Source organism: Salegentibacter sp. (genome assembly GCF_041642575.1).
Classification (GTDB): Bacteria; Bacteroidota; Bacteroidia; order Flavobacteriales; family Flavobacteriaceae; genus Salegentibacter.
The window spans coordinates 1-12,665 of record NZ_JBEPWD010000037.1 but is presented as its reverse complement, the minus strand read 5'-3'; the positions used below and the strand labels follow the sequence as shown (position 1 = coordinate 12,665).

The 12,665-nt window shown below is 40.5% G+C and carries 12 protein-coding genes; 7 read left to right on the top strand and 5 right to left on the bottom strand.

The features are described 5' to 3' along the window. Positions 1-101: 101 nt before the first annotated feature. Together ACESK1_RS07660 and ACESK1_RS07655 are read left to right on the top strand one after the other, a co-directional pair. Positions 102-1,730: an amidohydrolase gene (locus ACESK1_RS07660; protein WP_372919577.1), complete on the top strand. Its 1,629-nt coding sequence runs from the start codon at positions 102-104 to the stop codon at positions 1,728-1,730. A gap of 49 nt (positions 1,731-1,779) precedes the next feature. Further along, the gene (locus tag ACESK1_RS07655; protein WP_372919575.1) at positions 1,780-2,712 is read left to right on the top strand and encodes a peptidylprolyl isomerase; all 933 of its coding nucleotides are present in this window, start codon (positions 1,780-1,782) and stop codon (positions 2,710-2,712) included. A gap of 73 nt (positions 2,713-2,785) precedes the next feature. On the opposite strand, the gene ACESK1_RS07650 is transcribed toward ACESK1_RS07655, so the two are convergent. Both ACESK1_RS07650 and ACESK1_RS07645 read right to left on the bottom strand, forming a co-directional pair. Then, complete coding sequence (locus ACESK1_RS07650) at positions 2,786-3,427, bottom strand: peroxiredoxin (RefSeq protein WP_372919573.1); 642 nt, start codon at positions 3,425-3,427, stop codon at positions 2,786-2,788. A gap of 156 nt (positions 3,428-3,583) precedes the next feature. After that, on the bottom strand, positions 3,584-4,147 hold the full coding sequence (locus ACESK1_RS07645) for a thioredoxin family protein (RefSeq protein WP_372919571.1): 564 nt from the start codon (positions 4,145-4,147) through the stop codon (positions 3,584-3,586). 75 nt (positions 4,148-4,222) lie between these two features. Between ACESK1_RS07645 and ACESK1_RS07640 the strand changes: the two genes are divergently transcribed. Next, a complete protein-coding gene (locus ACESK1_RS07640; protein WP_372919569.1) occupies positions 4,223-4,555 on the top strand; it encodes a tRNA-binding protein in 333 nt (110 codons plus the stop codon). Between the two features lie 70 nt (positions 4,556-4,625). Here ACESK1_RS07640 and ACESK1_RS07635 read toward each other — a convergent pair whose 3' ends face one another. The 3 genes from ACESK1_RS07635 to ACESK1_RS07625 form a co-directional block, all read right to left on the bottom strand. Then, positions 4,626-7,142, bottom strand: coding sequence for a M14 family metallopeptidase (locus ACESK1_RS07635; RefSeq protein WP_372919567.1), 2,517 nt, complete (start codon positions 7,140-7,142; stop codon positions 4,626-4,628). 87 nt (positions 7,143-7,229) lie between these two features. After that, positions 7,230-7,610 (bottom strand): PUR family DNA/RNA-binding protein, encoded by a 381-nt coding sequence (locus ACESK1_RS07630; RefSeq protein WP_372919565.1) that lies wholly within the window; start codon positions 7,608-7,610, stop codon positions 7,230-7,232. Positions 7,611-7,683: 73 nt separating this feature from the next. Then, on the bottom strand, positions 7,684-9,438 hold the full coding sequence (locus ACESK1_RS07625; protein ID WP_372919563.1) for an ABC transporter ATP-binding protein: 1,755 nt from the start codon (positions 9,436-9,438) through the stop codon (positions 7,684-7,686). 131 nt (positions 9,439-9,569) lie between these two features. Here ACESK1_RS07625 and ACESK1_RS07620 point away from each other — a divergent pair, with 131 nt between their 5' ends. From ACESK1_RS07620 to yajC, 4 genes are all read left to right on the top strand, one after another. Beyond that, complete coding sequence (locus ACESK1_RS07620) at positions 9,570-10,673, top strand: Glu/Leu/Phe/Val dehydrogenase (protein WP_372919561.1); 1,104 nt, start codon at positions 9,570-9,572, stop codon at positions 10,671-10,673. Between the two features lie 84 nt (positions 10,674-10,757). After that, positions 10,758-11,702 carry a transcription antitermination protein NusB gene (locus tag ACESK1_RS07615; RefSeq protein ID WP_372919559.1) on the top strand — a complete coding sequence of 315 codons (945 nt, stop codon included), beginning with the start codon at positions 10,758-10,760 and terminating at the stop codon, positions 11,700-11,702. Between the two features lie 49 nt (positions 11,703-11,751). After that, positions 11,752-12,216 (top strand): DUF1573 domain-containing protein, encoded by a 465-nt coding sequence (locus tag ACESK1_RS07610; protein ID WP_372919557.1) that lies wholly within the window; start codon positions 11,752-11,754, stop codon positions 12,214-12,216. Positions 12,217-12,219: 3 nt separating this feature from the next. Beyond that, entirely contained in the window at positions 12,220-12,522 is a 303-nt protein-coding gene (gene yajC, locus ACESK1_RS07605; protein ID WP_372919555.1) for a preprotein translocase subunit YajC, read from the top strand. Positions 12,523-12,665 lie beyond the last annotated feature (143 nt).

Genomic DNA, 12,665 nt, shown 5'->3' with positions numbered 1-12,665 from the left:
CCAGAGCAATTTCCAATTTGTTTTAAGCTGAATTAATAAATTTGACTAAAATGCGCCTTACCTGAGGCGCATTTTTTATTTTTAGGCAAAATTATTTTAAAATGAAGAAATTACTGCTTGTTTTAGGTCTGCTTATTTTTCTGAATTCCTGTAATTCTGAAGAAAAAGAACCTGTAGATCTATTGGTGTATAATGCGAAAATATATACCGTGAATCCGGATTTTGAAACTGCTGAGGCCTTTGTAGTGAAAGATGGTAAATTTCTGGAAACCGGTACTGCCGATGCTCTTAGAGATAAATATAAAGCCAAAGAAGATCTGGATGTAGGTGGAAAAGCGGTATTCCCTGGTTTCATAGATGCTCACGCCCACTTTTTCGGACTCGGTCTTCAGCAGCAAAAAGTAGATCTGACCGGCACTAAGAGCTTTGATGAGGTAGTAGAGCGAATTGTGGCTTTTCAGGAAGAAAGAAATGTTAGTTTTATTACCGGCCGTGGCTGGGATCAAAACGATTGGGAAGTAAAGGAATTTCCCGTGAAAGACACGCTGGATCAACTTTTCCCTGATACTCCTATCGCTATAACCAGGATAGATGGGCACGCACTTCTGGCGAATCAGGCAGCACTGGATATGGCCGGCATCACTGCGGAAACTCCTTTTGAAGGTGGCGATATAGAACAACAGAACGGTAGATTAACCGGTATTCTTGTGGATAACCCAATGGGAATGGTAGAAAATGCCGAGCCTGCTCCATCCCGTGAGGAACAAGTTAATGCTTTGCTTGAAGCTCAGGAGATCTGTTTCAGCTATGGTCTTACCACTGTAGACGATGCCGGAATAAATAAAAGCACGGTAGAACTAATTGACAGTTTGCAGCAAGCAGGGGAGCTTAAAATAAGAATCTATGCCATGCTTAGTAATACTGAGGAAAACCTGGATCATTACCTGGATAAAGACCCTATAAAAACCGAAAGACTGAATGTTCGTTCAGTTAAATTTTATGGCGATGGTGCGTTGGGTTCAAGAGGCGCTGCTTTAAAAGAAGAATACAGCGATCGTCCCGGTCATTTTGGAGCTTTGCTTTCTTCTCCTGAAGACTTCAAAAGAACCGCTGAAAGAGTAGCGAATTCAAAATTTCAGCTAAATACCCATGCCATTGGAGACTCAGCTAATTACCTGGTGCTGGAAACCTATGACAAGTTGCTTCAGGACGGGGAAGATCGTCGCTGGAGAATAGAACATTCGCAGGTGATCGATGAGGAAGATTTTAAATATTTCAGCAAGAATATTATTCCGTCGGTACAGCCAACTCACGCGACCAGTGATATGTACTGGGCAGAAGACCGGTTGGGTGAAGAAAGGATAAAAGGAGCATACGCTTATAAGAAACTGTTGGACCAGGCAGGCGTTTTGCCTTTGGGCACCGATTTTCCGGTGGAGCAGGTGAGTCCCTTTTTAACCTTTTACGCTGCTACAGCCAGGCAGGATACCGATCAGTTTCCTGAAGATGGTTTTATGAAGGAGCAGGCACTTTCGCGGGAAGAAACTTTAAAAGGAATGACTATCTGGGGCGCCTATGCTAATTTTGAAGAAGAGGAAAAAGGAAGTATAGAAGCCGGGAAATTCGCCGATTTTATTATTTTGAATAAGGATATTATGGTGATCGATGAGCAGGATATTCCAGGGGTTGAGGTATTAGAAACATACGTAAATGGAGAAAAGGTAAACTAATCAAATTTGTTAAATTGGATTATCTTTGAGAATCAAAAAATAAGAAAATATGAACGACGGATTATATGCAAAATTCCATACCAGCAAGGGAGAGATCCTTGTGAAACTGGAATATGAAAAAGCGCCGGGAACGGTAGGAAACTTTGTTGGCCTTGCTGAAGGAAATCTGGAAAACCAGGCATTTCCGCAGGGAAAACGATACTATGACGGTTTAAAATTTCACAGGGTGATTCCCCAATTTATGATTCAGGGGGGAGATCCCCAGGGAACGGGAGTTGGTGGCCCGGGTTATCAATTTGAAGATGAGATCCATCCCGATCTTAAGCACGATGCTCCCGGAAAACTCTCCATGGCCAATGCCGGTCCCGGCACCAATGGGAGTCAGTTCTTTATCACCCACGTGGAAACGCCCTGGTTAGACGGAAAGCACACTGTTTTTGGAAGTGTGGTTGCCGGTCAGGATGTGGTTGATGCGATAGAGCAGGGGGATGAGATAAAAGAACTCGAGATTATGAGAGTGGGCGGAAGTGCAGAAAAATTTAACGCTGTGGAATCTTTCCGGGTTTTTAATGGCGCTAAAGCCGAACGGGAGGCTGCAGCTAAAAAGCGGGAAGAAGAACTTATGGGAGATTTATCCCAGGGATTTAAAACTACCGAAAGCGGACTCAAATATAAGATCGAAAAAGAGGGGAGCGGCCCTAAAGCTGAAAAAGGAAAAACCGTATCGGTACATTACAAAGGCATGCTGGCAGACGGTACTGTTTTCGATTCTTCTTATAAACGAAATCAGCCCATTGATTTTCCTCTTGGAGTAGGTCATGTTATCTCGGGTTGGGATGAAGGTATACAATTGCTTAAAGTAGGTGACCAGGCGCGTTTCGTGATCCCTTCGCATCTTGGGTACGGAGATCGCGGTGCCGGTGGTGTTATTCCGCCAAATGCGACGCTGGTATTTGATGTGGAGCTTGTAGCTGTAAAATAAAAATAAGTTTAAACATTAAAAAACCTCACAGTCTTTCGGCTGTGAGGTTTTTCTTTTTTAGGTTTTCTGATACCTATTTTGAATCCGGTTGCGGAGTCATTCTTAAGTAAGATCTTATTTCTTTAAATCCTTTTGGAAACATTTTTTCTGCTTCTTCATTAGAAACCGATGGACTAATCACCACATCTTCTCCTTTTTTCCAGTCAGCCGGCGTGGCTACTTTTTGGTAGGCAGTTAACTGAAGGGAATCGATTACTCTAAGCAATTCTTCAAAATTACGACCGGTACTTGCCGGATAGGTGATCATCAGTTTTATGGTCTTATCGGGTCCAATAACGTAAACTGAACGCACGGTAAAAGTATCATCTACTTTAGGATGAAGCATATCATACAATTCAGAAACCTTGCGATCTTCATCCGCGATTATGGGGAAGTTTACCTCGGTATTCTGAGTTTCATTTATATCTTTTATCCACTTTTTATGAGATTCTGCATCGTCTACACTTAAAGCCATAACTTTGGTGTTGCGCTTTGCAAATTCATCTTTGTATTTGGCAACTGCTCCTAATTCGGTAGTGCAAACCGGGGTGAAATCGGCAGGGTGAGAGAACAAAACTCCCCAGCTATCGCCAAGGTAGTCATAGAAATTTATTTTTCCTTCTGAAGTCTCCGCATCGAAATTCGGTGCTTTATCTCCTAATTTTAAACAACTCATATCGTTATATCTTTTAATTATTAAACTTCCTATAAATTTAAGAAATCGCCATCCATATAAACTGCGAAATATCAGGTAATAGGAGAGTTTATGAAAAGATTAACGGATGTCTGAATTTCAATTATTTGAAGCGAGGAAACCTGTGGACAATTAGAGTTAAGGAGTATATTTCCACTTTATATTACAGCCCATACTTGGTTTTTGCTTATCTGATATTTTTTTGTTGGAAAGCACGGCATCCATAGCTTCTCTAAGGTCTCTGCCATTTACCGGAATTCCGTTACCCGGGCGCGAATCATCCAGTTGTCCGCGGTAAATGAGTTTGAGCTCTTCATCAAAAAGAAAAAAATCCGGGGTGCAGGCGGCCTTATAATCGCGAGCCACCTCCTGACTTTCATCATAGAGATAAGGAAACGAGAACTGATGTTTTCTCGCCATCTCCTGCATATTGTCTGGGTGATCTGCAGGATAGTTTTCTACATCATTGCTCATAATAGCGGCAAAACCAAATCCCAACACGCGGTAATCTCCTTCCAGACGTACAATTTCCTCGTTTACATGCTTTACAAAAGGGCAGTGGTTACAAATAAACATTATTAAAGTGCCCTTGGTACCTCTGATTTCTTCCAGGGTATAGATATTTCCACTTATTACATCTCTAAGACTGAAAGGAGGAGCCTGGGTTCCTAAGGCAAGCATGTTTGACTGGGTACGGGACATCTTTTTTTTCTTATAAATTTACAAATTATCGTCGGTTTATGCCGATTTGTTTATTTTTCCTGAAAACTTAGTGCTATGGAAATTTCCTGGAAAGATTTTGAAAAAGTAGATATGCGCGTTGGTACAATAATCGAAGTGCTGGATTTTCCTGAGGCCAGGAATCCTGCGTATAAGATGAAGATCGATTTTGGCGATCTGGGTATCCGGAAAACCTCCGCACAGATTACAAAGCGTTATTCAAAGTCTGAATTATTAAACAGGCAGGTAGTGGCGGTGGTTAATTTTCCCAGGAAACAGATCGCTAACCTAATGAGTGAATGTTTAGTTCTTGGTGCTGTAGGGGAGCAAAATGATATAGTTTTGTTGAATCCCGATACAAAAGTTGAGAATGGTTTGCGAATTGGTTAAAAGCCGGAAGATGTTATAAAAGAAAGGCCGGAAATTTTAATTTCCGGCCTTTTAGATTTCACTTTAATTATTACATCTCATCCCCAAAGAAGATGGCATTCATAAGGAGTTTGTTGGTTCCAAACCAAAACGCCCTGAAATTGGTATTGTCTGTAAAGAGAATAACGTTTCCGCGGCTCATTCCGGTATGTTTAAATGGAACTGTACCCGCGATAGAATCAAGGTTTGGTTTGCTTATGTACCCGCTTAGCAATGGCTCTTCGGTATATTTTATGGGGTTTTTATAGCTCTGCTCATCAGCTTCAACAAAAATTGTGGTATTTCGAAAGAGGGCGATCTCATCATCTTTGTAACCAAAATTCACAGGATGAGAACGATCGGTTTTTGCTTCAAAGATAGCTCCACCAATGCCCTGGGCTCCTGTGAAATCCCTACGTTCTTCAAAAGAGATATCTTCGGCTACTAAAGAATCTTTTTTGATTTCCACATCCATAAAATCATGACGTTTAAACCAACGGGCCATATTTCGGTAACCGATCAGAGTTCCACCGTTTTTAACCCAGGTCTTTAATTTATCAGCTTCATTTTTGCCCAGAGCATTACCCCAGGAGTTAGGAATAATGATATCGGTATAGCGGCTAAGATCGGCACGGGAGAAATTGCGGGTGTCCAGTTTAGTGATCTTCATATCATAACGCTGATCGAATAAATGCCATATTTCGCCGGCATCATAAGGGGTGATTCCCTCACCAACGATTAAGGCAACCTTGGCTGGTTCGACTGCTCTAAACTGATTGCTCCCAAGATTGATCCCGCTGGTGAGTCCTGTATTGATTCCACTAATTGGTACATTACTTTCTGATGATACCTTCTGAAGAAATTCATGTAATTCCCCATGATCGAGTTCCTGATTCTGCACGGGGATCAAAATTGTGCCGTAATCATAATTGGTATTGCCCAGGCTGAATTCCTTCATCCCCACTTTAGTGCGGATGCCCTTCTCCAGGATCATATTAAGAGCCTTTGGAGCATAGAAATCATGCCATTCCATTAGATAAGCGTAATCAGATCTTTCGGTTTCAGCGATCTCAGGCTTTTTTAAATCCTGAATTTCGTTACCCGCATTTCCTATTCTCGCATTTTCTTCAAAATCGAGGTTGAAGGCCATAGGAAAATTCCAGGCTGAAATATCGTAGAACAAACTATCCTGAAATTCAGTTCTCTTCTCAAACATCGCTTCTACGAGTCGGTGCTGCCGCTGGTCTTTTGGCACTACGTAAGTATTTCCTTTTTTAAATTGCTTTCCACCTGACTCAAAATCTTCTTTTAATTCATGGATTTTGACCTGGTGTTTTTTCAGGATCTTTGCCAGTTCATATGCTGAAGATGCATCTTTAGAGCTTCCAAAAACCCAGGCTCCTTTTTCGGCTGAATTCCTGGCATTTTTATAAAAGTCGCGCTGATAATTCAGCAATTTAACCCGCATTTTGTTTGCTGCTTCCAGGGTAGAAAGAGCCGCGGTAAATTGGTTCCTTATGGTAAATGGAAAAGTGAGGATTCCGTTATCGGTTTCCTGGGCATGACCTCTGGAGCTGGCCTGTTCAAAAAGGATTCCGATACTTCCATTTATGTCGGGGAAAGTTGAGCCTTTTCCATAATAAAAATCATCAAAATTTTCTTCGGTGTAATAAAACGACCCCAGTTCATCAAAAGCGGCAGCATGGTATGTGCCTATCTCCCGGGTTAAATCCTGGTTAGTTTGAGGCGTAAGGGGATGAGTTCGTGATGGAATTCCCGGTTGAAAGAAAAAACTGGAATTAGAACCCATTTCATGATGATCGGTTAAAATATTGGGATGCCATTTGTGAAAAGTGGTAAGCCGCGCCTGAGATTCAGCTAACTGCACCGGAAGCCAGTCGCGGTTCATATCAAACCAATAGTGATTTGTTCGCCCGCCCGGCCATACTTCGCTGTATTCGCGATCCTGTGGGTCTGGATTGATGTTTTTTGATTTATTGGTATTTGCCCAATAGGCAAAACGTTGCAGACCATCGGGATTCATGGAGGGGTCAAACAGGATTACGGTATTGTTGAGCAGTTCTTCAATTTCAGGGCCTTCTGCTGCAGCAAGGTAATAAGCTACCAGTAAGGCTGCATTAGTTCCACTAGCCTCATTTCCGTGAATAGAAAAGCCCTGGTTTACCACCACGGGCATATCTTCAGTTTCTATGGAGGAAGCATTTTCCTCGGTTAAGGCAAGATGATTTTTCCTGATTTCTTCTATATTTTCCTGATTCTCTTCTGAAGTTATGGTAAGCAGGATCAACGGGCGGTTTTCGTAGGTATGACCGCGCGTTTCAATGTTTATTCGTGGAGAAACCCGGGCCAGTTCTCTCATATAATTAAGAAGGAGGTCGTGGCTCACATGCCATTCTCCGGGGATATAGCCAAGTATATCCTGTGGGGTTGGAATTTCCTGGTTGTAGGTGACATCTGCCGGTAAATAATAATCCAGGCTTATATCTTTCTCCTGGGCTTGAAACTGCAGGCAAAAAAGTAAACTTAGGGCTGTAATAATGTATCGCATATGAAATTGTTTTAAAAAACCTGAATATAAAAAACCGTCCGGAAAGATCGGGACGGTTTTTAAAATTAATTTTTCTGAAGTAATTTTTTAGATATCGTCAAAACTTACATTGGTAAATTTTTCAGCGGGAGTTCCTTCTCCGTTTTCAGACGGCTTGTTGTCGTACTCTTTCTTGAAATCCTTCTGGTGGCGTTCGCTAATTACTTCCTCTCCTTTTTCAGAAACAATGAAATCGGTCATTTCCTGAAGGATCTCGTTGAATCCTTCAAAATCTTCCTTGTAAAGGTAGATTTTGTGTTTCTTGTAGAAAAAAGATCCATCGTCGTTGGTGAACTTTTTGCTCTCAGTAATAGTGAGGTAATAATCATCGGCGCGGGTAGCTCTTACGTCAAAAAAATAAGTTCTTCTTCCGGCTCTTAACACTTTAGAGAATATTTCTTCTTTCTCCATCATTCCATTATCACTCATAAATAGATTCTTTAATAGTTTGTTTTTGTGTAGCTCAAAAATCTAAAAATTTTTAACATTCCCCAAAATTATTTCACATTTCTTTTTCATTTAACTGTTTTGCATAAAGTTCTTTATAGTAACCTTCCTGATTTAATAATTGGGAATGAGTGCCTTGTTGAACTATTTGCCCATCTTCCAAAATGATGATCTTATCGGCATTCTTGGCTGAAGAGACCCTGTGACTTACAATGATGGTGGTTTTGTTAGTTGAAATACGGAAAAGATTACCGAGGATCTCTTCCTCTGTTTCAGTGTCAACCGCTGAGAGGCAATCATCAAACAATAATATTTGCGGATCGTGAATAATAGCCCGTGCAATGGAAACCCGTTGCTTTTGGCCACCGGAAAGGGTGATTCCCCGCTCTCCAAGTACAGTGTCATAGCCTTTGCTAAAACCTACGATATTCCTATGAACAGAGGCATTTTTAGCTGCCTCGATGATCTCTTTTTCGGTTGCATCAGACTTTCCAAATTTTATATTGTTCCTTATAGAATCGCTAAAGAGAAAGGCGTCCTGAGGAACGTAGCCAATGCTTTTTCTCAGACTTTCAAGGTTTAGCTCCTGAATATTCCGGCCATCTATGGTGATCTCTCCGTCTTCTACATCATAAAGTCTCCCTATAAGATCCAAAATGGTGGATTTTCCTGATCCGGTTTTCCCGATTATAGCAAGGGTTTCTTTGCTTTTAACTTCAAAAGAAATATTTTTTAAGGCTGTAATATTGGTATCGTCATAGGTGAAATTCACATTTTTAAAAACGATATCTCCGTGAATTTCATCGGGCTCCTCCTTCGGATTGATGATCTCGGGTTTTTCATCCAGGAATTCATTGATACGTTCCTGAGAAGCTTCAGCCTGCTGTACCAGGGAAGTCACCCATCCGATAGAGGCGATCGGCCAGGTTAACATATTGACATAAAGCAAAAATTCAACGATCACGCCAAGGTCTATTAAACCATTAATGTATTGCCTGCCACCTATATAGATTACCAACACATTACTTATCCCGATGAGCAGCACCATTAGGGGAAAGAAAAAAGCCTGAACTTTAACAAGGTCGATATTCTTATCCCGGCTGCCATTAGAAAGTTCTGTGAAATTTTCATCGGTTTGCGGCTCTATCCCGTAAGATTTGATCACCGCGATCCCGCTGAAGCTTTCCTGGGTAAAAGTGTTTAATCTTGAAAGGTATTGTTGTACTATTGTACTGCGTTTGTGAATAGCAACGCTGATTTTATAAATAGCGTAAGATAGAATAGGGAGAGGTAATACCGTATACATGGTGAGAATAGGGGCGGCTTCTATCATAAAGATCAATACCACAACACTGGAGGTTAGGGTGGTAACGCTATACATAAGGGCAGGACCAAGATACATTCGTACTTTGCTCACATCTTCGCTAATGCGATTCATAAGGTCTCCAGTGCGGTTTTTCTTATAAAAATTAAGTGAGAGTTCCTGATAATGTTTATAAACCACGTTTTTAAGGTCAAACTCTATATGCCGGGAAACCACGATAAAGGTTTGTCTCATTAGAAAAGTAAAGAATGCGGCGATTAATGTGGCTCCAATAATGAGTAAAATGTTCCAGGCAAGTTCACTTCTTACAAAGCCAATATCGGTTATCTCTCCATTGATATAATTTTCAATTACATTGGTAGACCTTCCCGCCAGCGGAATATAAAAAAGCGCAAAGATTCGCGCGGCCACGGTAATGATAAAGCCTATTACCAACCTCCACTTATATTTGAAAAAAAATTTATTAAGGGTTTTAAGGTGCTTCATTCAGGAGAAATCAATTTTTGAGAATATGCCATTTTAACAGGTCTTAAAACCCTCTTTATTAAATTATTGATTATTTTTGCTCAACGATTTTCAGAAATATTGAAAATTATAATTTTAAAACCTTACAAGTTATGCAAGTTGACGTTCTAAACGCTAAAGAACTTAAAAAAGCCGCACCGGTATTCGGACAGCTTTCTTTTGACAACCATGAACAGGTGGTTTTTTGTAACGACAAAGATACAGGATTAAAAGCAATAATAGGAATTCACAATACGGTTTTGGGTCCTGCTCTTGGTGGTACCAGAATGTGGAATTACAGCAGTGAATGGGAAGCCCTTAATGACGTGCTTCGTCTATCCCGGGGAATGACCTTCAAAAGTGCAATCACCGGTCTAAATCTTGGTGGAGGAAAAGCTGTTATTATAGGTGATGCCAAAAAAGACAAGACTCCAGAATTGATGAGAAAATTCGGGGAATACGTTCACTCTTTAGGTGGAAAATACATCACCGCCGAGGATGTAGGAATGGAAACTTCAGATATGGATACCGTTCGTGAGGTAACTCCTTATGTAAGTGGGATTTCAGAATCTAAAGGTGGATCAGGAAATCCATCTCCTATTACCGCGTATGGCGTGTATATGGGAATGAAGGCAGCCGCGAAGTATAAATTCGGAAGTGATAAGCTGGATGGGAAATCAGTAATGGTTCAAGGGATTGGTCATGTTGGGGAAACCCTGGTAGACTACCTTACCAAAGAAGGGGCTAAGGTTTACATAAGTGATATCAATGAAGAGCGACTTGAAACTATTAAAAAACAATATGGAGCCATCATTTTCGAAGGAAAAGATGTGTATAGCGCCGATGTTGATATTTACGCCCCATGTGCGCTGGGTGCAACCGTAAACGACCAAACCATAGACCGTCTTAAAGCTAAAATCATAGCAGGTGCAGCTAACAACCAGCTGGCCGATGAACTTGTTCATGGAAAACAGCTTCAGGAAAAAGGAATTGTATATGCCCCCGATTTTCTTATCAATGCCGGTGGAATCATAAACGTTTATGCCGAACTTGAAAAATACGGAAGAGAGGAAATTATGCGCAAGACTGAAAATATCTACAACACAACTTTAGAGATCCTTCAGGCTGCCGAAAAGAATAATATGACCACACACTTTGCTGCGCTCAAAATTGCACAGCAAAGAATTGATGACAGAAAAAAACAAAATTTGAAGTAATCTATTTCAAAAGTTTGATATTTTTGCAGGGCGAAGGAGAAGATCTTTCGCCCTTTCTAATTTCTAAAAAGTTCTTTTACACCTATGTTGACAAGAAGACATATTCGGGTTAAGGTGATGCAATCGCTTTACGCCTTCAAACAAAGCCAGAATGATAAGCTGGCAACCGAAGAAAAATTCCTGATAAAAAGTATGGAGGAGATGTACGATTTATTTCTTCTTCAACTTAGCCTTATTGCTGAAATAAGGGAAAATGCCGAAACTTTTTTAGAAAAATCCCAACTAAAACACCTTGCAACCAGCGAGGATAAAGATCCAAACCGGAAGTTCATTAACAACCGGGTTTTTGAACTCCTCAATAATAATGAAGCCTTCCAACAGGCTTTAGAAAACCGCAAAATTAACCACTGGAAAATGGATAATGAATATGCGGCCATTATCTGGGGGGAACTCAAAGAGAGTGAACTGTATGAACAATACATGGGAACCAGGGAATCCAGTTTTAAGGAAGACAAAGAATTTATCATTAGGGTTTTTAAAGAAATTATCGTTCCAAACGAGAAGTTGTATGAATATCTTGAAGATAAGAAATTGACCTGGTTGGATGATCTGCCTTTGGTAAACACCGCAATTCTAAAGTTACTTCAGAAGATGAAAGATAATCCGGGTCAATCCTTTAATCTTCCTAAGTTATTTAAAAGCGAAGACGATAAGGATTTTGCTAAAGAACTTTTTAGAAAAACTTACCTGAACGATGAGTTGCTGGCTGATGAGATGCTTGGGAAAACCCCCAACTGGGATAAAGACCGTATTGCCGAAATAGATATGTTGCTCATCAAAATGGCGATTTGTGAATTTCTGAAATTCCCTTCCATTCCGGTGAAAGTAACCATTAACGAATACCTGGAACTTGCCAAGGAATACAGCACACCAAAAAGCAGTATTTTCATCAACGGGGTTCTTGATAAACTCTCTAAAGAATATGCCGAAAACGGTAAATTAAATAAAATAGGTCGGGGCCTTATGTAGCACCGAATTTTTTAGTAATTTTAGCCTTTAATCCTAAAAATTAATTAACATGAAAAAAGGAATTTTGATGATAGCAGCAGTAGGGGCGATGCTATTCACTTCTTGTAAAGATAACTCCAATGCCTCTGAAAAAGTGAAAGCAGAAAATGTGGAAACCGCAGCTGAACGCGATGCCCAGGCTACTGTTTATCCCGAAATCTCTTTTGAAGAAGCAGAACATGACTTTGGAAATATACCAAAAGGGGAAGAGGTAGAGCATACCTTTCAATTCACCAATACCGGAAAAGCTCCTTTGGTAATTACCAATGCCAGCAGCTCTTGTGGGTGTACCGTGCCAACTTATCCTAAAAATGAATCAATCCAACCCGGAGAAACCAGGGAAATGGTTGTGAAATTTGACGGTTCAGGAAAAGGACAGGTTACCAAAACAGTTACATTAGACGCTAATACCGAAGCAGGTAAAGAACGCATCAGAATTAAAGCTTTTGTAGAATCTGATGAAAATGCGAGCTAGTAAATGGATCAATTAACCAATTTTGCCCCAATAATCTTAATGTTTGTAGTGGTGTATTTCTTTATGATACGCCCGCAAATGAAACGCGCTAAACAGGAAAAAAACTTTGCTGCCGAGCTTAAAAGAGGTGACCGAATTGTTACCAAAAGCGGTATGCACGGAAAGATTGTAGATTTTAGCGAAAAAAATAATTCGGTAATTATTGAAACCGGTGCGGGAAAGATCACTTTCGATCGTTCTTCCATCTCTATGGAAATGAGCAGCAAGCTCAACGAGCCGGCAAAACCTGAAAAGGAGAAAAAATAGTTATCCTTTTACCTACAAAAAAACCTCACATATCCTGTGAGGTTTTTTTTATGCTTTCCCCTTAATTTTACTGATATCTTTTGGAAGTTAGCTCAGCGATTTTCACGATCACTTCTGCTGCTTTCTGCATGCTTTCCACAGGG

Bases quoted from the DNA above. Each gene is read 5' to 3' on its own strand.
- ACESK1_RS07660 (WP_372919577.1), top strand. From the start codon at position 102: ATGAAGAAATTACTGCTTGTTTTAGGTCTGCTTATTTTTCTGAATTCC.
- ACESK1_RS07655 (WP_372919575.1), top strand. From the start codon at position 1,780: ATGAACGACGGATTATATGCAAAATTCCATACCAGCAAGGGAGAGATC.
- ACESK1_RS07650 (WP_372919573.1), bottom strand. From the start codon at position 3,427: ATGAGTTGTTTAAAATTAGGAGATAAAGCACCGAATTTCGATGCGGAG.
- ACESK1_RS07645 (WP_372919571.1), bottom strand. From the start codon at position 4,147: ATGTCCCGTACCCAGTCAAACATGCTTGCCTTAGGAACCCAGGCTCCT.
- ACESK1_RS07640 (WP_372919569.1), top strand. From the start codon at position 4,223: ATGGAAATTTCCTGGAAAGATTTTGAAAAAGTAGATATGCGCGTTGGT.
- ACESK1_RS07635 (WP_372919567.1), bottom strand. From the start codon at position 7,142: ATGCGATACATTATTACAGCCCTAAGTTTACTTTTTTGCCTGCAGTTT.
- ACESK1_RS07630 (WP_372919565.1), bottom strand. From the start codon at position 7,610: ATGAGTGATAATGGAATGATGGAGAAAGAAGAAATATTCTCTAAAGTG.
- ACESK1_RS07625 (WP_372919563.1), bottom strand. From the start codon at position 9,438: ATGAAGCACCTTAAAACCCTTAATAAATTTTTTTTCAAATATAAGTGG.
- ACESK1_RS07620 (WP_372919561.1), top strand. From the start codon at position 9,570: ATGCAAGTTGACGTTCTAAACGCTAAAGAACTTAAAAAAGCCGCACCG.
- ACESK1_RS07615 (WP_372919559.1), top strand. From the start codon at position 10,758: ATGTTGACAAGAAGACATATTCGGGTTAAGGTGATGCAATCGCTTTAC.
- ACESK1_RS07610 (WP_372919557.1), top strand. From the start codon at position 11,752: ATGAAAAAAGGAATTTTGATGATAGCAGCAGTAGGGGCGATGCTATTC.
- yajC (WP_372919555.1), top strand. From the start codon at position 12,220: ATGGATCAATTAACCAATTTTGCCCCAATAATCTTAATGTTTGTAGTG.